The 19,363-nt window shown below is 71.5% G+C and carries 18 protein-coding genes; 4 read left to right on the top strand and 14 right to left on the bottom strand.

What is annotated here, in order from left to right; all coding sequences use genetic code 11:
* Positions 1–84: 84 nt before the first annotated feature.
* Positions 85–942, top strand: coding sequence for a DUF559 domain-containing protein (locus LTL01_RS09500; protein ID WP_236968365.1), 858 nt, complete (start codon positions 85–87; stop codon positions 940–942).
* 97 nt (positions 943–1,039) lie between these two features.
* Here the strand turns inward: LTL01_RS09500 and LTL01_RS09495 are convergent, their stop codons facing one another.
* From LTL01_RS09495 to coaBC, 5 genes are all read right to left on the bottom strand, one after another.
* Positions 1,040–2,068, bottom strand: a complete 1,029-nt coding sequence (locus LTL01_RS09495; protein ID WP_053547586.1) for a 6-phosphofructokinase — start codon at positions 2,066–2,068, stop codon at positions 1,040–1,042.
* Positions 2,069–2,181: 113 nt separating this feature from the next.
* Positions 2,182–4,335 (bottom strand): DEAD/DEAH box helicase, encoded by a 2,154-nt coding sequence (locus tag LTL01_RS09490; RefSeq protein ID WP_236968364.1) that lies wholly within the window; start codon positions 4,333–4,335, stop codon positions 2,182–2,184.
* Positions 4,336–4,535: 200 nt separating this feature from the next.
* On the bottom strand, positions 4,536–5,168 hold the full coding sequence (locus tag LTL01_RS09485) for a hypothetical protein (RefSeq protein WP_236968363.1): 633 nt from the start codon (positions 5,166–5,168) through the stop codon (positions 4,536–4,538).
* Positions 5,169–5,236: 68 nt separating this feature from the next.
* Entirely contained in the window at positions 5,237–6,124 is an 888-nt protein-coding gene (locus LTL01_RS09480) for a glycerophosphodiester phosphodiesterase (protein WP_236968362.1), read from the bottom strand.
* Positions 6,125–6,207: 83 nt separating this feature from the next.
* A complete protein-coding gene (gene coaBC, locus LTL01_RS09475) occupies positions 6,208–7,467 on the bottom strand; it encodes a bifunctional phosphopantothenoylcysteine decarboxylase/phosphopantothenate--cysteine ligase CoaBC (protein WP_236968361.1) in 1,260 nt (419 codons plus the stop codon).
* A gap of 44 nt (positions 7,468–7,511) precedes the next feature.
* On the opposite strand from coaBC, the gene LTL01_RS09470 reads away from it, so the two are divergent.
* Together LTL01_RS09470 and deoC are read left to right on the top strand one after the other, a co-directional pair.
* On the top strand, positions 7,512–8,252 hold the full coding sequence (locus tag LTL01_RS09470; protein ID WP_236968360.1) for an NRDE family protein: 741 nt from the start codon (positions 7,512–7,514) through the stop codon (positions 8,250–8,252).
* 2 nt (positions 8,253–8,254) lie between these two features.
* A complete protein-coding gene (gene deoC / locus LTL01_RS09465; RefSeq protein WP_236968359.1) occupies positions 8,255–8,968 on the top strand; it encodes a deoxyribose-phosphate aldolase in 714 nt (237 codons plus the stop codon).
* Between the two features lie 25 nt (positions 8,969–8,993).
* On the opposite strand, the gene LTL01_RS09460 is transcribed toward deoC, so the two are convergent.
* From LTL01_RS09460 to truB, 4 genes are read right to left on the bottom strand one after another with little or no spacing between them, the layout of a single operon-like run.
* Positions 8,994–9,962, bottom strand: coding sequence for a bifunctional riboflavin kinase/FAD synthetase (locus LTL01_RS09460; RefSeq protein WP_236968358.1), 969 nt, complete (start codon positions 9,960–9,962; stop codon positions 8,994–8,996).
* Positions 9,959–10,396: a hypothetical protein gene (locus LTL01_RS09455; RefSeq protein WP_236968357.1), complete on the bottom strand. Its 438-nt coding sequence runs from the start codon at positions 10,394–10,396 to the stop codon at positions 9,959–9,961. Before LTL01_RS09455 ends, LTL01_RS09460 begins: the two co-directional genes overlap by 4 nt.
* Before the next feature lie 43 nt (positions 10,397–10,439).
* Complete coding sequence (locus LTL01_RS09450) at positions 10,440–10,808, bottom strand: hypothetical protein (protein WP_053547594.1); 369 nt, start codon at positions 10,806–10,808, stop codon at positions 10,440–10,442.
* The gene (gene truB, locus LTL01_RS09445) at positions 10,805–11,692 is read right to left on the bottom strand and encodes a tRNA pseudouridine(55) synthase TruB (protein ID WP_236968356.1); all 888 of its coding nucleotides are present in this window, start codon (positions 11,690–11,692) and stop codon (positions 10,805–10,807) included. Before truB ends, LTL01_RS09450 begins: the two co-directional genes overlap by 4 nt.
* A 50-nt stretch (positions 11,693–11,742) precedes the next feature.
* Between truB and LTL01_RS09440 the strand changes: the two genes are divergently transcribed.
* Positions 11,743–12,609, top strand: coding sequence for an iron-sulfur binding domain-containing protein (locus LTL01_RS09440; RefSeq protein WP_053547596.1), 867 nt, complete (start codon positions 11,743–11,745; stop codon positions 12,607–12,609).
* Between the two features lie 18 nt (positions 12,610–12,627).
* On the opposite strand, the gene rbfA is transcribed toward LTL01_RS09440, so the two are convergent.
* The 5 genes from rbfA to LTL01_RS09415 all read right to left on the bottom strand — a co-directional run bounded on the left by rbfA (position 12,628) and on the right by LTL01_RS09415 (position 19,297).
* Positions 12,628–13,059, bottom strand: coding sequence for a 30S ribosome-binding factor RbfA (rbfA, locus tag LTL01_RS09435; protein WP_053547597.1), 432 nt, complete (start codon positions 13,057–13,059; stop codon positions 12,628–12,630).
* A 71-nt stretch (positions 13,060–13,130) separates the two neighbouring features.
* Entirely contained in the window at positions 13,131–15,896 is a 2,766-nt protein-coding gene (gene infB, locus LTL01_RS09430) for a translation initiation factor IF-2 (RefSeq protein WP_236968434.1), read from the bottom strand.
* 113 nt (positions 15,897–16,009) lie between these two features.
* Complete coding sequence (locus tag LTL01_RS09425; RefSeq protein ID WP_231717969.1) at positions 16,010–16,249, bottom strand: YlxR family protein; 240 nt, start codon at positions 16,247–16,249, stop codon at positions 16,010–16,012.
* A gap of 74 nt (positions 16,250–16,323) precedes the next feature.
* On the bottom strand, positions 16,324–17,310 hold the full coding sequence (gene nusA / locus LTL01_RS09420; protein WP_053547599.1) for a transcription termination factor NusA: 987 nt from the start codon (positions 17,308–17,310) through the stop codon (positions 16,324–16,326).
* A gap of 109 nt (positions 17,311–17,419) precedes the next feature.
* On the bottom strand, positions 17,420–19,297 hold the full coding sequence (locus LTL01_RS09415; RefSeq protein ID WP_236968355.1) for a lipase family protein: 1,878 nt from the start codon (positions 19,295–19,297) through the stop codon (positions 17,420–17,422).
* Between the last annotated feature and the right edge of the window lie 66 nt (positions 19,298–19,363).

Below are 19,363 nucleotides of genomic sequence, written 5' to 3'. Positions count from 1 at the left end.
CCCCAGACTGATTCGCGCCGGAACGCTCCACAGATTCGCCGATCACCACGGTCCGCGGCATCCCGCACGGTGAGCATGGCTGTCATGGCACGCCCTCAAGACCTCGGTGGATGGCTACGTGCCCGGGACGGCATCGCGCACAGCTCAGATCTCCGCGCCGCAGGATTCAGCGCTCATGACATGTCGGATGCCGTTTCCCGCGGGACCGTGCGGCGGCTACGTCGCTCCTGGCTGGCGCTCCCCGAATGCGACCCGCGGCGGATCGCCGCCGCCTCGGTGGGAGGGCGCGTCACCTGTGTCTCCGCCGCGGCGATATGGGGCGTGTGGGTGCCGCCGGCGACCACCGCAGGCGTCCACGTCGCCGTCCCCCGAAGCGCATCGCGCCTGGCCACCGCCGGCCTGCACGTGCACTGGAGCCGCGGTCCGGCGCCCGCGGGTCGAACGCAGATCGACGATCCGCGCATCAACGTCCTCTTCCATATCGCGCGATGCCTGCCGCGAGCAGAGGCACTCAGCGTGTGGGAGTCTGCGATCCGGTCGCGGGCGATCGAAGCGGACCTCCTGCCGCACGTCGCCTGGCGGAGCACCCGGGCAGCGCAGCTCGCGGCGGTCGCCGGGTCGCTCTCCGACTTCGGCCTGGAGACGATCTTCGTCGACGGGATGCGGCGCAGCGGAGTTCGCGTGCGTCAGCAGATCTGGGTGGACGGGCATCCGTTGGACGGCGTGATCGGACGCTCCCTCGCCATCCAGATCGACGGATTCGCGCATCATCAGGCCGCCGATCGTCGGCGCGATCTCGCGGCGGATGCGCGCCTGGTGATGCGAGGCTATGTGGTCCTGCGGTTCGACTACCAGCAGATCCTGTTCGAGTGGGAGCGCGTTCGCGACACCGTCGTCACCGCGATGGCGCAGGGGCTCCACACGCGCACCGTCACGGCGTGAGCGACCCGCACCGAGATCGACCAGAACAGGCGATCCGGCGAGAACAGGCGGTTCGCCGCGGAATCAGCCTGTTCTCGCCGGATCGCCTGCTGCCGGGTCACCCGAAGAGGGCGGCGGCCTCTTCGTAGCGGTAGAGGGGCACGGAGTTCAGCTCGCCGAGGGCGTCGGCGAACGGCACGCGCACGATGTCGGTGCCGCGGAGCGCCACCATCTGCCCCCACGCCTCCTGCACGATCGCGTCCGCAGTGTGCAGGCCCAGGCGGGTGGCCAGGACCCGGTCGAAGCCCGACGGCGAGCCGCCGCGCTGGATGTGGCCGAGCACGGTGGCCCGGGTCTCGATTCCGGTGATCCGTTCGATCTCGGGAGCGAGGATCTCGCTGATGCCGCCGAGACGCGGGCGGTTGAACGCGTCCAGCCCCTTGTCGCTGTAAGCCTCGTCCATGTCCTTGAGCTTGAAGCCCTCCGACACCACCACCAGCGGCGCACGGCCGCGGTCGTGCGCCCGGGTGACCTGCTGAGTGATCTCCTCGATCGACAACGGCACCTCGGGGATGCAGATGACATGGGCGCCGGCGGCGATGCCGGCGTGCAGGGCGATCCAGCCGACGTGGCGTCCCATGACCTCGGCGACCATGCAGCGCTGGTGCGAATCACCGGTCGTGCGGAGTCGGTCCATCGCGTCGGTGGCGATGTTGACCGCGGTGTCGAATCCGAACGAGTAGTCCGTGGCCCGCAGGTCGTTGTCGATCGTCTTCGGCACGCCGATGACGTTGATGCCGTCGCCGGCGAGTCGGTTCGCCGCGGCGAGGGTGCCCTCGCCGCCGATCGCGACGATGCCGTCGAGGCGGTGGCCGTACATCGTCTTGGCGATGTTCTCGGCACCCCCGCGCGGGCCCTCGTACGGGTTGGTGCGGCTGGTGCCGAGGATCGTCCCGCCGACCTTGGACAGACCCTTCACCTCGTGCCGGGTCAGCGGGAAGAAGTCGCCATCCACCACGCCGCGCCATCCGTCACGGATGCCGACGAACTCCAGGTCGTACGTGGTCGTGCCCTTGAGCACGGCGCCGCGGATCACCGCGTTGAGTCCGGGGCAGTCACCGCCGCTGGTCAGGATGCCGATCTTCATTGCTGTGGTCCTCGCTGTCGGGAAATCGGGTCGGCCACGCTGCCTCACCCGACATTAGCGTCCGCGCGAGCGCGGTGCTACACGGCGGGCCGGAGGCCGGGACCGGGCGCGGGTCAGCCGCCGAGCGCCTGCCGCAGCAGGTGCATCAGCGCCGACAGCTGCACCGAATCGCTCGACTGCGGGTCGACGGCGTCTCCGTCGAGGGCGCGCTGGGCGAGCCCCTGCTTGGAGTCGATGAGCTCGGCGATCTTCGTGTCGATCGTGTGCGCGGCGATGATCCGCCATGCCGTGACCGGCTCCTCCTGACCGATGCGGTGCACGCGGTCGATCGCCTGCGTCTGCTCAGCGGCCGTCCACGACAGCTCGGCGAGGACGACGTTCGACGAGGCCTGCATGTTCACCCCGACGCCCGCGGCCGTCAGCGAACAGACCGCGACGCCGACCTCGGGGTCGTCGTTGAAGGCGTCGATCGCCTCCTGCCGGGCCGCGCTGGACTGGTCGCCGCGCAGCGACACCGTCCGCAGACCGGCCGCGGCGAAATGCGCTTCCGCGGCATCCATGACGTCGATGTGCTTGGCGAAGAACACGACCTTGCCGACCGAGCGCTGCAACTGCAGGGCGTAGTCCGCGGCGAGCACCGCCTTGGCCTGACCGATCTTCCGCACCATCGTGAAGACGTTGTCGCCCCCGGTGCCGGCGGCCTTGGACTCCTCGAGCTCGTTGTGCGCGACCAGGCGCACGATGTCGTCGTCGACCTCTCCGGGCGCGAGGCCCCGGTCGCCGCGCGCCTCGATGATCCGGCGGTACTGCGCCGCGAGCCGCGCGCCCAGTTCGCGCTCGGCGGCACGGATCGAGCGGCCGAAGTCGTCGTCGAGCTGCACGGGGAGGTCGGCGATGAGCTTGTCCGGGAGGTCGGCGGCGACATCCTTCTTCTTGCGCCGCACGATGCCCATCGAGATCACCGCGTCGCGCGCCTCGGGGTAGAACGCCTTGTCTGCGGGGGTGAGACCGGTGGCATCGAGCTTTTCCATCAGCAGCGGCCCCGGCTTCTCACCGTTCGTCCAGCCGAGGAACCGCCAGATCGCGTCGAAGTCCTCGACGTCGTTGATCAGCGGCGTTCCCGTGAGGGCGAGGAGGAGGGGGTTGCCGGTCTGCTCACGGATGCGGCCCGTCAGCGCGAGCACGTTCCGCGAGCGCTGCGACGTGAGGTTCTTGATGAAGTGCGCCTCGTCGACCACCATTCCCTTCAGCCCCAGGGAGCTGAGCCACGACAGGTGCCGATCGAGGATCTCGTAGTTGACGATGAAGACGTCCGCGAAGGCGTCGATGTTCTCACCGTCGCCCTGGATCACGGTCGCGCGACGCTGCGGCGTCCACCGCTCGACCTCGCGCGCCCAGTTCATCTTCACGACGTTCGGCACGACCACGAGCAGCGGGTACGCGTCGGCGACGGATGCCGCGAGGACCGACTCGGCCGTCTTTCCGAGGCCCGGCTCGTCGGCGAGGAGGAAAGAGCGGTGTCCTTCGCGGACAGCCTCGAGGAAGCGCGACTGATGGGGCATGATCTGCAGGCCCCGCGGCGAGAGCCGGTCGAACTCCGGAACGGGAGGGAGCTCCATCGAAGCAGCCGTGCCGCCGGCGCCCGTCTCGAACGCCTTGTAGAGCGGACCCATCAGCTCCCACCCGTCCAGACGCCGTCGGGCGGTGGATGCGGGGGTGCGGGAGGTGAGATCGGGGGCGAGGAACGGGTTCGCCATCTGCCGCGCCTCGACCTGCGGCGGGAACACCTGCCGCTCGGCGAGGGCCGCCGGGACGACGGGGGCCGCAGCGGGCGCGGCGTCGGTGATGATCAGTTCGTCCGGCGGCAGCTCCGCCCCGGACTCCAGCAGCCAGTCCCGCCGCATCCGGCGGGCGACGGGCGACGTGGCCTGATCCACCTCGAGCAATTGGATGAGCGAGGTGTCGCGCGCGGCGGTCTTGGCGAGGATGGTCGCGACCCCGTCCAGGCGCTTGAGCAGCTCGGCGCGGGTGGCGTCGCTCGCCTCGGTGTCGGCCTTGACCCGTGCCCGCTCCTCGCGGACGAGGAAGGCGATGACCTGGAACTTCACGCGGTTTGTCGGTCCGAGCTTCCCGCGCTGGGCCTTGGCCTCGACCTCGCGCACCTTGCGGGCGAGGATCGGGATGATCGGCGACTCGTCGTCCCGGCGGGCGGACGAGGGCCGGCGTCGTCGCGAAGAGGACGTCTGGGTGGGCGCCGTGGTCGGCATGCTCCTCCTGAGCGTGGATGCCGGAGAACCCGGCGTTGTCCGATCGATGATCGGCCTGGCAGCGTGCGTCCCGCGGGCGGCGCGGACGCCGTCGCGAACGCGGGAGGGGGTGTGTCGCCGGATGCCGCGGGCCCGCGCTTGGCGCGGTGCGGCGTCGCGTGGCAGCCCCCGGCGAAGAGTCTAGCGGACGCGACCCGTCCTCATCCCCACAGCTGCGCGGCGATGTCGGCGGAATACCCCTCGGGGAGGACGTCGATCCAGCTGGTGGCGACCCACAGACCGTCCGCGAAGAGGTGATCCTCGCCGCTGACGTACTCGACGTCGTCGAGGGTGATGCCCCGGCGCTCGATGCGGCACAGATCGGCGTGGCCGACGCTCTCGCACCCGAACGCCGACTCGGCCATGACGGCGCGCGCGGCATCCGCCTGCGCCGGCTCGATCGACGCGACCGTCGTGGCGATGCCCGGCCCTTCCGCACCGCCCCACGTGCACCGCAGGACCGGGATTCCGGAGGCGAGGAGCTCCGCCAGCTGGGCGTTCTGCGAGGACAGCATCGTCACCACGGGGTCGTTCGCCGGCGGCACGGCCGCCTCGAGCGATGCGCGCATCCCCTCGGAGTAGAGCGCTCCGCACTCTCCGGGAAGCGCCGCAGCCGGCGCGGTCTCGGTCGGCGTGGAGGTCTCCGCGGGAGGGGTGGCGGATGCGGTCGGAGTGGGGGCGGGCGTGGCGGTGAAGCCGACCGGCTCCGGCTGGCACCCGGTGAGGACGGCGAGCAGGACGCCGGCCGCGATCAGCACGGGCGCGGCGCGGCGCCGACGACGGACCTGGACCATGAGACCTCCGAACACTCCGGAGGCGAGCCTACGTCCCGGAGCACGTCGACCCGCGACGACGCCCCGCGTCAGCGGGAAAGCGCGACGCCCTCCTGCCAGTCCGAGAGGGTGAAGGGGTCGTCGGTGATGATGCCGTCGACGCCGAGCGCGGTGACCTCGTCCCAGTCCCGATCGGTGTTGAGGGTGTAGACGACGATCCGGATGCCGGCATCGTGCAGCTCGTCGACGACCGCGGGCCGCTCGACGACCGCGGCCCGGTCCACGATCAGGGCCCGGACGCCCGCCTGGGCCGCCGCGCGGGCAGCGTCCTCGGGAAGACGGCGGAGGATCAGCATCCGGTGGACCGTGTCGGACTGCGCCGCGACGTGGGCGAGCGCGGTCGCGTCGAAGCTCGCCGTCGCGACGCGATCGTCGAGGCCCCGGTCGCGGATCGCGCCGAGCACCCGCGTCACCCCCGCGGCGTCCCACTCTCCCTTCAGCTCGAGGAGGGCGCGGGCGTCGGTTCCGACGAGGACGTCGAGGAACTCCTCGAGCGTCGGGACGCGGGCGCCGACGAACTCGGACGAGTACCAGGATCCGGCGTCGAGGGAGCGCACCTCGGCGAGGTCGAGCGCGTCGAGCCGGCCGCTGCCGTCGGTGGTGCGGTCCACCGTGGCGTCGTGCAGGAGGACGGGATGCCCGTCGGCGGTGCGCCCGACGTCGACCTCGACGTAGGAGAACCCGGCATCCAGGGCGATTCGGACCGCCTCGAGGGTGTTCTCCGGCGCGACGGCCGCGCCGCCCCGGTGACTGGCGATGAACGCCGCCTCGCCCGGATCGCGTGTGTCCCCGAGCAGCTCGCCGGCGCTCACCCGCGCGGGACTCGCCCCGACGACGGCGACGACGACCGCGACGGCGGCCAGGGCGCAGGCGACGACGAGAGAGGCGAGTCGGTCGCGCGCAGGATCGTGCGGCATGGGCGTCCTTCGGGTCGTCCCATCGGCATCGATGGGCCGGACGTGCGGGTGAGATCACCCTAGCCCACGTCGTTACCCTTTCGTTACCTTTCGGCGCGGATTTCCCGGATGCCGTCCCACAGCGCGTCGGCGACGGCACGCTTGTCCCCCCGAGCTTCGGCCACGAGCTCGCCGCGCCGGTCGAGGAGGAGCACCGCGTTGGCGTCGACCTCGAACCCCTCGGTCCATCCGACGCGGTTCACCGCCAGGAGATCGGCGCCCTTGCGGAGGGCCTTGCGCCGACCGCGCTCGAGCAGCGTCTCGGCGGGCGCGGGCGTCTCGGCGGCGAAGCCGACGATCGTCTGTCCGGGAGCGCGGCCGGACGCGAGCCCGGCGAGGATGTCGTCGGTCTGGACGAGGCGCAGCGAGACCTCGGGACCGTCGGCCTGCTCCTTCGCGAGCTTGTGCGCGGACACCTCCGCGACGCGGTAGTCGGCCACCGCGGCGGCCATGACGACCACGTCCGCCCCCACCGCGGCCTCGCGGACCGCGTCTCCCAGCTCGGCCGCCGTCCCCGCCCGGACGATGCGCACCCGTGGCGACGCGGATGCCGCAGCCAGCACGTCGGCGTCGATGTGGGCGGCGACGAGGGTGACCTCGGCTCCGCGATCGGCGGCCGCGCAGGCGACCGCCACGCCCTGGCGACCGCTCGAGCGATTGCCGAGGAAGCGGACCGGATCGATCGGCTCCCGCGTCCCGCCGGCGCTCACGACGACGCGGAGGCCCTGCAGGTCGCCCCCGCGCTCGGCTGCCTCCTCGGACGCGCCGGCGTCGGCGGGGGAACCGATCGCCGCGAGCGCCGCCGCGACGATCGCGTGGGGTTCCGACATCCGCCCGGGACCGCTGTCGCCGCCGGTCAGTGGGCCGTCCTCGGGCCCGACGACCTCGACGCCGCGACCGCGCAGGATACCGATGTTGTGCTGGGTGGCCGGGTGCCGCCACATCTCGGTGTGCATCGCGGGGGCCACGACCACCGGTGCGGTGGTGGCCAGTAGGGTCGTCCCGAGGAGGTCGTCGGCGAGGCCGGCCGTCATCTTCGCGAGCGAATTCGCCGTGGCCGGGGCGATCACGATCAGGTCGGCCGACTGACCGAGGGAGACATGACGCACACGCGCGACATCGTCGTGGACCGAGGTCGTCACCGGGTTCCGACTGATCGCCTCCCACGTCGCGGTGCCCACGAAGCGGAGCGCATCCGGCGTCGGGATGACATGGACGTCGTGCCCGTCCTGCACGAACGCGCGGACGACCGCGACGGCCTTGTAGGCGGCGATGCCGCCCGTCACTCCCACCACGACGAACACGTTCCGATCTTGGCACGTTCCACCCCGACCTCGGAGGTCTTCCCGTGTGCACGGTTGTGATCCGCGTTCCCGAGCCGGACGCGCCCGCACACGATCGCGCGGTCCGGCTCCTGGCGATCCGCGACGAGGATCCGCAGCGCCCGTGGAGACCGCTCGGACCGTGGTGGCCGCAGACGCACCCCGCGCTCGTCGGGGTGCAGGACGTCCGCGCCGGCGGGGCGTGGCTGGCCGCCGACGCCGACGCCGGGCGCCTCGCGGTCCTCCTGAACCGCGCCGAGACGCTCGCCGACCCCTCCCCCGCCTCTCGCGGCGGCCTGGTCCTCGCGCGCGCCGCCGGCGGGCGGTGGACGGACCCGCCCCGCACGCACGGGTTCAACCTCGTCGACGTCACCGACCGGGAGGCGCACCTGCTCCAGTGGAACGGAATCACCGAGCGCGAGACCGCGATCCCCCCGGGGACCCACATGATCGCCCACGATGATCTCGACGACCCCGCCACCCCGCGGATCGACCGCTGGCTGGACGCCTTCCGCTCGGCACCGCCCGCCGCAGGCGACGCGTGGTGGGAGCCGTGGCTGGACGTCCTCGACACCAGCGCCGGCCTCGCCGCCGACGACGACGAGGCGATCGTGCGCGACAACCGCCCCCACGGGTATCCGACGCAGTCGCTGCTCGTCTGCGTCGCCTCGGTCGACGCGGACGGCGCGGACGTCCGCTATGGGGAGCTGCCGGCACCGGCGGCGTGGGGACGGGTGCGGCTGCGCCCGCCCGAACGTAGGCTTTGACCATGACGTATACGCACGACCAGATCGCCGCCGCCATCGACCACGCGATCCTCAAGCCCGATTTCACCCGCGCCGCCGTCGACGCCGAACTCGACATCGCCGCGCAGTGGGGTGTGTTCAGCGTGTGCGTGCGCCCCTCCGACATCCCGCACGCCGTGGAGCGTCTCGCCGGGACCGGCGTGGCCGTCGGCACCGTCATCGGCTTCCCGCACGGAACCACCTCCACCGCGACGAAGGTCGCCGAGGTGCGCCAGGCGCTGGCGGACGGCGCGAGCGAGCTCGACATGGTCCTGAACATCGGCTGGCTCCTCTCGGGGATGGACGCCGAGGTCGAGGCGGACATCCGTGCGGTGGTCGCCGCCGCCGACGGGCACATCGTCAAGGTGATCTTCGAGACCTCGTACCTCGACGACGACGCGATCGTGCGGGCCTGCCGGGCGTCCGAAGCCGCCGGCGCCGATTTCGTCAAGACCTCCACCGGGTTCGCCGGCGGGGGCGCGACCGTGGAGCACATCCGACTGATGCGCGCGAACGTCGGTGAGACCGTGCAGGTCAAGGCCTCCGGCGGCGTGCGGAGCCTCGACACGGCCGTGGCGATGCTGGATGCCGGCGCGACGCGCCTCGGCACGAGTGCGTCCGCGACGATCCTCGCCGAAGCGCGCGCCGTCGACGAGGGCGCCGCCGCGACCGGCGCGGTGGACGACTCCTCCTACTGAGGATCGCGGACCGGGCGGCGCGGGCTCAGCCCAGCGCCGCCCGCACGTCCGCCACGTCCCGGCCCATCTGCGCGATGAGGGGGTCGATGCCGTCGAAGGCCTGCATCCCGCGGATGCGGGCGACGAACTGCACGTCGACCACGTGGCCGTAGAGGTCGAGGTCCGTTTCGTCGAGGACGTAGGCCTCCACCTGCCGGACGGGGACATCGTCGAAGGTGGGGTTCGTCCCTACGCTGATCGCCGCCGGATAACGGATGCTGCTCCGCAGCCCGTCGGCACCTCCGCGCGCCCCGTGGTCGACCAGCCATCCCGCATAGATGCCGTCGGCGGGGACGAAGCCCTCCAGATCGGCGGCGAGGTTCGCGGTGGGATACCCGAGTGCGCGACCGCGCTTGAGCCCGTGGACGACCTCCGCGCGCACCGCGTGCGGACGACCGAGGACGCGGGCGGCGTTCTCGACGGCTCCGTCGGCGAGGAGCTCGCGCACCCACGTGGACGACACGCGTCGCCCGGCATCCGCCGCGCGCACATCGTCGACGACCTCGACATCGAATCCAAGCTCTGCGCCGAGCGTGCGGAGGAACTCCGGGTCGCCGGAACCGCCGCGACCGAAGCGGAAGTCACTGCCCACCATCACCAGGCGCACCGCGAGCGCACCGACCAGGACGTGCTCGACGAAGGCCCGGGCAGGTAGCGCCGCGAGGGTCTCGTCGAAGGTGAGCATGAGGGTCGCATCGACACCGGCCTCGGCGAGGAGGCGCAGCTTCTGCTCCGGTCCGACGAGCGAGTCGGGACAGAGGTCGGGGCGGAGGACGGCCAGGGGGTTCCGGTCGAACGTGACGGCGACCACGCGGGCTCCGGCGGCGGCGGCGTCCACACGCGCGCGGTCGATCACGGCGCGGTGGCCGGTGTGCACGCCGTCGAACTTGCCGATGGCCACGACGGACGGACCGAAGTCGCGGGGCACCTCCGCCGGATCGCGGAAGACGATCACGCGGCGACCTCTGCGGCGCGCTGCACGCGGACGCCGGGCCGGTGCGTGATGAGCCACCACAGGCCGAGGAAGGGCAGCACGAGCGGGATGAAGAGGTAGCCGTACCCGAAGCCCGACCACACCGTCGGGTGCGCGAAGAGGGCGGGCAGCACAAGGCTGAGCGTGCCGATGACGAGCACCCCCACCAGTTCGAAGACGATCGCGACCCACGCCACGACGTACCATCGCGCGGACCCGGCGAAGACGAGCGCGAGCGTGGCGAGGATGTAGACGAGCGCCGCGAGGGCCGACAGCCCGTACGCCAGCGGCGCCTCGTCGAAGCGCTCGACGATCTGGACGAACGAGCGACCGGTCGCGGCGAGGGCCATCACCGCGTAGACGATGACCAGGACGCGGCCGATGCCGCTCATGCGAGGACGGGAGGAGGCGCTCATGACCTTTCGATCCTAGGCGCGGCGGGCGCCCGGCGGACCCCGCTCACGCGACCTGAACGGTCCAGATCACCTGCATCCGCCACACCATGACGGCGACCGAGAGGGCGGCGATACCCATGATGACCGTGCTCCAGCGGCTCCGCTCGAGCAGTGCCCAGGCCACCGCCGCCACCGGAAGGAGCGCGGCCGAGACCAGGTAGACCCAGAACTCCAGGGCGCTCCCCGAGGGCGGGTTCCCGGCGAAGGGGGCGATGACGGCCGCGACGATCTGCACGATCAGCAGCAGCTCCACCAGGGCGAGGGATCCGACGCTCACATCGCTCGGGCGTCGACCGGCGAGACCGGCGATGACGCAGAACAACCCCGCCACGACGGCGAGGACCACCTGAGCGAGGGTGAACCACAGGATCATGCGCTGTCTCCTTCGGGCATGTTCATCACGCTCTTCACATCCGCTCCGCGTCGCTCGACGATGCCCACGAGGACACCGTCAGGGTCGACGGCGGCGATCGGAGACGACGGGAGACGCTCGGCGGCTCCGGAGAGGCGCTTGCCGTGACGGAGGTCTCGGGCCTCCTCCCCGGTGACATCGAACCGGCCCAGCACCTCGGCGGCGGCGGCCGCGGAGGTGCGGAGGCGATCCCGGCCGATGTCGTCCAGGCGCACCGCATCCGACACGGAGAACGGACCGATCCGCGTGCGCCGGAGGGCGGTGAGATGCCCGCCGACCCCGAGGGCCGATCCGAGATCGCGGGCGAGAGCACGGATGTAGGTGCCGCTGGAGCAGTCGACGACGACATCGAGATCGACGACGACGCCGTGCCGACGTTCGGCCACGACGTCGAGTCTGGATACGGTGACCTCGCGCGCCTTCAGGTGCACCTCCTCCCCCGCCCGGGCCAGATCGTACGCCCGGCGCCCCTCGACCTTGATCGCGGAAAAGGTGCTCGGAACCTGCGAGATCACGCCGCGCAGGGGCTGCAGCGCGGCCTCGATCTGCGACGCGGTGAGGGACGAGGCGTCCGTCTGCGCGGTCTGCTCCCCGTCCGCGTCGTCGGTGGTCGTCGCCTGCCCCAGCCGGATGGTGCCCTCGTAGGTCTTGCCGAGGCCGACGACATAGGTGAGCAGGCGCGTCGCCGCGTCGACGCCGACGACCAGCAGCCCCGTCGCCATCGGGTCGAGCGTCCCGGCGTGACCGACCTTGCGGGTGCCGAGCGCGCGGCGGGCACGGGCGACCACGTCGTGGCTGGTGATGCCGCCGGGCTTGTCCACCAGCAGGATTCCGCCGGCCGTCATCGCTCGTCACCGGGATCCACAGGCATGCTCTCCAGCTTAGGCTCGTGGGGATGTCCGCACTCGCACCGCCCCTCATCGCCTGGTACCGCGAGAACGCCCGCGACCTGCCGTGGCGTCGCGACGGCTTCGGAGCCTGGGGCATCCTCGTGAGCGAGTTCATGCTCCAGCAGACACCGGTCGCGCGGGTCATCCCGCACCTGGAGGCCTGGCTGTCGCGGTGGCCGGATGCGGCGGCGCTCGCCGCGGCCGCGCCGGGGGACGCCGTCGCTCAGTGGGCCAACCTCGGCTACCCCCGTCGCGCGCTGTGGCTGCACCGCGCGGCGGTGCAGGTCCGCGACCGACACGACGGCGTCGTCCCCCGGGACGTCGACGCGCTCCTCGCCCTCAGCGGCATCGGCGACTACACGGCACGGGCGGTGGCGGTCTTCGCCTATGGAGACCGGCATCCGGTGGTCGACACGAACACCCGTCGCGTGCTCGCCCGTGTCCTCGAGGGGCGGGCGCAGCCCGGTCCGCCCGCCAAAGAGGACCTCGTCCGCATGGAGGGGGTCCTTCCGGAAGACCGCGCGGACGCCGCGATCGTCAACGCCGCGGCGATGGAGCTCGGCGCGACCGTCTGCACGGCACGGTCTCCGCGGTGCGACGCATGCCCGCTCGCGGAGATCTGTCGATGGCGCGCCGAGGGATTCCCCGCGTCGCCAGATCTGCGTCGCCGACAGGCGCGCTACGAGGGCAGCGACCGCCATGCGCGGGGTGCGGTGCTCGGCATCCTGCGCGGCGCGGCACCGGACGATGTGGACCTCGCCGCGCTGCTGGCGGAGTGGCCGGATGCCCGACAACGCGACCGCGCGATCGATTCGCTCGTCGCCGACGGCCTGGTGGAGGTCGTGGCGGACCGGGCGCGGCTCCCCCGTTGAGAGAGCCGCGCAGCCGGATCAGTCCTCGTCGTCGACGCGGGGCTTGATGTACGGGTCCGCTTCGCCTGCGGGCGACGCGGACGCCGCGAGTCCGGCGACAGCCTGATCCCGTTCCCGCGCCTCGCGCAGAAGGTCCTCGATGTGACCGGCGTTCTCGGGGATGCCGTCGAGGATGAACTCCAGCGAGGGCGTCAGCCGGGTGTTCAGGTGCTTGCCGACCTCAGATCGGAGCATCCCGGTCGCCGCCTTCAGCGCCGCCGCGGAACCTTCCCGATCCGCCTCCGAGCCGAGCACGGTGTAGAAGACGGAGGCGTGCTGGAGATCTCCGGTCACCCGGACATCCGTGATCGTGACGAATCCGAGCCGCGGGTCGCGCAGCCCCTTCTCGAGACGTTCGGCGAGGATGACGCGGATGCGGTCTCCGAGGCGTGCCTGACGTTCGCCGGCCATGTGTGTTCCTTTCGAACGGAGCAGGGGCGCCCGCCCCTTACGGATACGCGGGCGCCCCTGACGGGAGAGGATCAGCCTCGCGGCTTCTCCACCATCTCAGTGGTCTCGATCTCGTCGCCGATCTGGATGTCGTTGTACTTGCCCAGTCCGATACCGGCCTCGAAGTCCGTGCGGACCTCGGTGACGTCGTCCTTGAAGCGGCGCAGCGACTCGATGGCGAGCCCGTCGGCGATCACGACGCCGTCGCGGATGACGCGCGCCTTGGCGTTGCGCGTGATCGTGCCCGAGCGGACGATGACACCGGCGATGTTGCCGAACTTGGAGGAGCGGAACACCTCGCGGATCTCGGCCACGCCCGACTGGACCTCTTCGAACTCCGGCTTGAGCATGCCCGTGAGCGACTGCTCGACGTCGTCGATCGCGTTGTAGATGACCGAGTAGAACCGGACGTCCACACCCTCGCGGGCCGCGCGCTCGCGCGCCTTGGTGTCGGGACGGACGTTGAAGCCGATCACGATCGCGTTGTCGATCGTGGCCAGGTTGATGTCCGACTCGGTGATCGCGCCGACGCCGCGGTGGATGATGCGGAGCTGGACCGAATCGTCCACCTCGATCTTCAGCAGCGACTCCTCCAGCGCCTCGACGGCACCGGAGACGTCACCCTTGATGATGAGGTTGAGCGACTCGACCTTGCCCTCTTCCAACGCACGGGTGAAGTCCTCGAGCGAGATGCGCTTGCGGGCCTTGGCCAGCTGCGCGTTGCGCTCGGCGGCTTCGCGCTTCTCGGCGATCTGGCGAGCGGTGCGGTCCTCCTCGGTGACGATGAAGGTGTCGCCGGCGCGGGGCACGGAGTTGAGTCCCTGCACCTGGACCGGACGCGACGGGTACGCCTCGTCCACCGGGTCGCCGTTCTCGTCGATCATCGCGCGGACGCGGCCGTAGGCCGTCCCGGCGACGATCGCGTCACCGACGCGGAGCGTTCCGGATTGGATCAGTACCGTCGCGACGGAACCGCGACCCTTGTCGAGCTTCGCCTCGATCGCGACACCGCGGGCCGCCTTGTTCGGGTTGGCCGTGAGGTCGAGCCCGGCGTCCGCCGTCAGGAGCAGGGCGTCCAGGAGGTCCTGGATGCCCGTTCCCTGGCGTGCCGAGACGTCGACGAACATGACGTCGCCGCCGTACTCCTCGGCGACCAGACCGTACTCGGTCAGCTGCTGGCGGACCTTCGCCGGGTTGGCGTCGGGCTTGTCGACCTTGTTGACCGCGACCACGATCGGCACGTTCGCCGCCTGGGCGTGGTTCAGCGCCTCCACCGTCTGGGGCATGATGCCGTCGTCGGCGGCGACCACGAGGATCGCGAGGTCGGTCACCTGCGCACCACGGGCACGCATGGCGGTGAACGCCTCGTGACCCGGGGTGTCGATGAAGGTGATGGCCCGCTCGATCCCCTCGTGCTCGGTCCACACCTGGTAGGCACCGATGTGCTGGGTGATGCCGCCGGCCTCGCCCGCCACGACGTTGGTCTGGCGGATCGCGTCGAGCAGTCGCGTCTTACCGTGGTCGACGTGACCCATGACGGTGACGACCGGGGGACGGATCTCGAGGTCGTCCTCGCTCTCCGCCTCCAGCTCGGCCTCGAGGTCGAGACCGAAGCCCTCCAGGAGCTCCTTGTCCTCGTCCTCGGGCGAGACCATCTGGATCTTGTAGCCGAGCTCGGCGCCGAGCACCTCGAAGGTGGCCTCATCCAGCGACTCGGTGGCCGTGGCCATCTCGCCGAGGTTGAAGAGGATCGTCACGAGCGTGCCGGGCTGCACGGTGTAGCCGCGGATCGCCTCGAGCTTGTCGGCGAAGTCCGAGATCGAGGCACCACGACGCAGGCGGATGATCTCGCCGTTGCCCTTCTGGACGTTGACGCCACCGACCTGCGGGGCATCCCTCATCTCGAATTCTTGACGCTTCGCCCGACGCGACTTGCGCTGCTTGGACTTGCCGCCGCCCTTGCCGAAGGCACCAGCGGTGCCACCGCCGGGACCACGGCCGCGACCGCCGCCACCACCGGGACGACCGGCGAAACCGCCGCCGGGCGCGCCACCGGGACGCTGGAAACCGCCGCCGCCACCGCCGGGACGACCAGGACCGCCCGGACGCTGCTGGAACGGCGCACCGGGACGCCCGCCGCCGCCACCGGGACGGCCGGGACGCGCGCCGGGAGCACCCGGACGCGGAGCACCCGGACGCGGAGCCTGCGGGCGGGGGATGTTGCCGGGGCTCGGGCGCTGGCCCATGCCCTGCTGCGAGGAGAACGGGTTGTTGCCCGGACGGGGGCCCGCCGGACGCTGGCCCATGCCCTGCTGCGAGGAGAACGGGTTGTTGCCCGGGCGGGGCGTGCCGCCCGGGCGGGGAGCCGCCGGTGCCGCGGGCGCGCCGGGACCGGGCTTCGGACCGGCGGCGGGGGCAGGGGCCGCGTCGGCGGACGGCTGCTCGGGAGCCGACGGAGTCGCGGCGGGTGCCGCCGATGCGGGCGCGGCCGGCGTCGCGGCGGCGGGCTTGGGCGCGGGAGCCGGGGTCACCGCGGGAGTCGCCTCGGCGGGCTTCGGGGCGGCCGGGCCGGGGCGCGCGGCGGGACGGGCGGGGCCGGGGCGTCCGGCGGGCTTCGCCGCCGGGGCCGGGGCGGCGGAAGAGCCACCTGCCCCGTCGGCCTCGAGGGCGGCGCGGAGCTTCCGGGCCACCGGGGGTTCGATGGTGGACGACGGACTCTTCACGAACTCGCCGAGCTCCTTGAGCTTGGCGAGGGCGACCTTGCTGTCGACGCCGAGTTCGGAAGCGATCTCGTGCACGCGTGGTTTGGCGTTTGCCACAATTCTCCTGTCTGGGGTCCACCCCACACAGGGCAGACCATTAGTCGCGGACGGGACTCATTTCGAGCCGTTCACTTTGTTTCCATAGCCGTTCAGCCTTTGTCTTGCTGTAGGTGCTCTTCGATGGTCTGTGTGTCAAGTGGCCCTGACACACGGAGCGCACGCACGAACGCTCGCCGTTTCACGGCGACACCCATGCACGCACTCGACGCGTGGACCCACGCGCCCCGACCCGGCAGCACCGCACGCTCATCGATGACGAGGACGGATTCGCGGGCGACCACCCGAAGGAGGGCGGTCCGTGGGACGCGTGCGCGACACGCGACGCACATTCGTACGGGCTCCATGGTACACCTCGCTCCCTGACCCCGCGCCGGGTGCGGAGCGCGCCCGGCGCGGAAAAGGGTCACGACTCCAGGATGGAGTCGGGCTGGATGTCGATCTTGGCGCCGGTGAGCTTGGCGGCCAGACGCGCGTTCTGACCCTCCTTGCCGATGGCGAGGGACAACTGGTAGTCGGGCACGAGCGCCCGCACCGCCTTGGTCGAGGCGTCCAGCACGAAGCTGGAGGTGACCTTCGCCGGCGACAGCGCGTTCGCGACGAACGTCGGAAGGTCCGCGGCGTAGTCGACGATGTCGATCTTCTCGCCGCCGAGCTCCTCCGTCACGGCGCGTACGCGACGCCCGAGCTCGCCGATGCACGCGCCCTTGGCGTTGATCGTGGAGTCGTTCGCCTTCACGGCGATCTTCGTGCGGTGACCGGCCTCCCGCGCGAGGGAGACGATCTCGACGAGGCCCGCGGGGATCTCGGGGACCTCGAGGGCGAAGAGCTTGCGGACCAGGCCGGGGTGCGTGCGCGAAACGGTGATCTGCGGGCCCTTGGTCCCCTTGGACACCGACGTGACGTACACGCGCAGACGCGACCCGTGGGAGTAGTCCTCACCCGGCACCTGCTCCTCGGGCGGGAGGATCGCCTCGACCGTGCCGAGATCGACGTGGATCATGCGGGGGTTCGGGCCCTGCTGGACGACGCCCGCGACGATGTCGCCCTCCTTGCCGCGGAACTCCCCCAGGACCGCGTCGTCGGCGATGTCGCGCAGCCGCTGGCTGATGACCTGCTTCGCGGCGAAGGCGGCGATGCGGCCGAAGTTCTCCGGCGTCGACTCCTCTTCGCCGATGACCGCGTCGTCCTCGTCGAGGAGGGGGATGAAGACCGCGACGTGACCGGTCTTGCGGTTCAGCTCCGCCCGGGCGCCCGCGGGAAGCTCTCCGTCGGGCGAGGTGTGCTTGGCGTAGGCGGTGAGGATCGCCTGCTCGATGATCCTGACGAGCTCGTCGAAGGGGATCTCCTTCTCACGCTCGACCGTTCGCAGCAGTCCGAGATCGATGTCCACAGGGGGCCTCCGTATTCAGCTCTCACCGACCCGAGATAGCGGCCGGAACCCCATTACGTTACCGGATGCCGCGGTGGAAGGCATCGGGGGCCGGTGGACGGGCCGCGGGTCACGGCGCGGCGTCGGCGTAGCGCGCGCAGTCGTCCGTGGGCGCGTCCCGGCCCGTGAACAGCGCGTCGGTCCACGAGATCAGGACCGGCAGGAAGCGCGAGCGGGGCAGGACCGTGGCGAGGTGGTCGTATCCGGCGTAGACGGCCCAGCGCACCTCGTCGCCCTGCGCGCACGCCCGCTCCACGAATCCCTCCTGCAGGCGGGCGGGGATGACCTCGTCCGCATCGCCCCACGCGACCAGGATCGGTACGTCCCACGGTCCCGTGGCCGCGTTCTCGGCGAGTCGCGCCCCGAGGGGGCCCGTGGTGAGGTCGGCGGGGAACAGAGGACTGTCCTCCGAGACGCCGAGGGCGGTGGCCACCGAGACGATCACGCCCGGCTCGGTGGGGCACCGCTGCGTCATCTCGCGCACGAGCGTCTGCGCACCGGGCGCGACGTATCGGGACAGGTCGACGTCGTCGTACGTGTCGGCGTAGGGCACGAGGACCCACGAGCTGATGATCGACAGCTCGGCCGTGGCGACGTTGCGCGTCACCTCGTCGGCGAGTTCGAGCGGGTCGGTGACGGGGGCGAGGACCGCCGCGCCGAGGAGGTCGATGTCGGGGGCGTAGTCGGCGGCGATCTCCGCCATCCACAGTGCCGCGTGTCCCCCCTGCGAGTGCCCCCACGCGACCGTGGAGCGCGACAGCGCCACACCGTCCAGTTCCCTCGCGGCCAGGACCGCGTCGAGGGAGGACCGGGCCTCGCCGCGCCCGATGAGGTACGGGAAGACGCCCGGTGCTCCCTGGCCGGAGTAGTCGGAGGCCACCACGACCCACCCCCGCTCGAGGGCGTCGTTGAGCCCCGGAATCGCCCAGTGGGTCGCGGAGGCATCGCGGAGGCTCGGCGCGCACCCCCGGGCGACGCCCGTCGTGCCGTGGTTCCAGACCACCACCGGGCGTGCACCCGGACGCGACTCGGTGGGGGTGATCACGAGCGCACTCGCCACCGCGGGACGACCCAGGGCGTCCCGGGTCGTGTAGAGGATCCGCTGCACGTCTCCCCCGGGCGGAGACTGTCCCGAGAACGCGTCCGCGCGGATCAGCCGGCCGTTGTCGTAGGGAACGACGGCCGGAGGATCGTAGAAGGCGTCGACCACGGGCGCGCCGCTCTGGATCCAGCTCCCCAGATACCAGCTGCCGGAGGCCAGGAGCACGAGGACCAGAGAAAGGGCGAAGCGACCGGTCGCGCGCCAGCGGTGCGCGACACGGGAGGGGGCGTCGTGGTACTCGGGCGGTGCCGTGAAGGCGTCCGACATCGCCCGTCGCCCACCGGAGCCCGGGCCGAATCCGCGCAGACCCCGGATGATCAGGGTCAGACCGAACACGGCCGAGCGCACACCGAACACCACCGCGACCACGAGCAGGGTCACGTCCGGCCACGTGAGGGCGAGGATGCCGAAGACGATCTGCGCGCCGCCCCACGCGGTGGCGAGGACCCGTTCGCTGACGGACCCCTGGGTGATCGCGTCGAAGAGCGAGGCGAGGCCGGCGAGGACGAGCAGCATGGCGAGGATGCCGGGCAGCTCCTCCAGCGTCCGCCCGAGTCCGATCAGCAGCGCCAGACCCACCACGATCCAGGCGCCGCCGAAGAGGCGTCGGGGCAGCGACCCGGCATCCGTCGTCCGGACGACCTCGCTGACACCGGAGAGGACCACGCTCACCCCGACGTAGACCGTGAGGAGGACGAGGGACGTCAGCGGCCGCGTGATGATGAGCAGCGCGAGGATCAGGACGATCGCTCCGACGACGAGGGTGATCGCGGGTGGGGCGTCGGCGACGAGCCGCGGGAGGATGCTCCACCTCGACGCGGGACGTGCCCGGTGTTCGCGCCTCACCGACACCATGCTAAACGCGCGGCGACATCGTCGATCACCGGGCGGGAAGGTGTTGCGCGCCGACGC

The organism is Microbacterium aurantiacum, assembly GCF_021654035.1.
GTDB classification, from domain to species: domain Bacteria; phylum Actinomycetota; class Actinomycetes; order Actinomycetales; family Microbacteriaceae; genus Microbacterium; species Microbacterium aurantiacum.
Note: the sequence above shows the minus strand (reverse complement) of the source record. Positions and strands in the feature narration are given on the sequence as shown.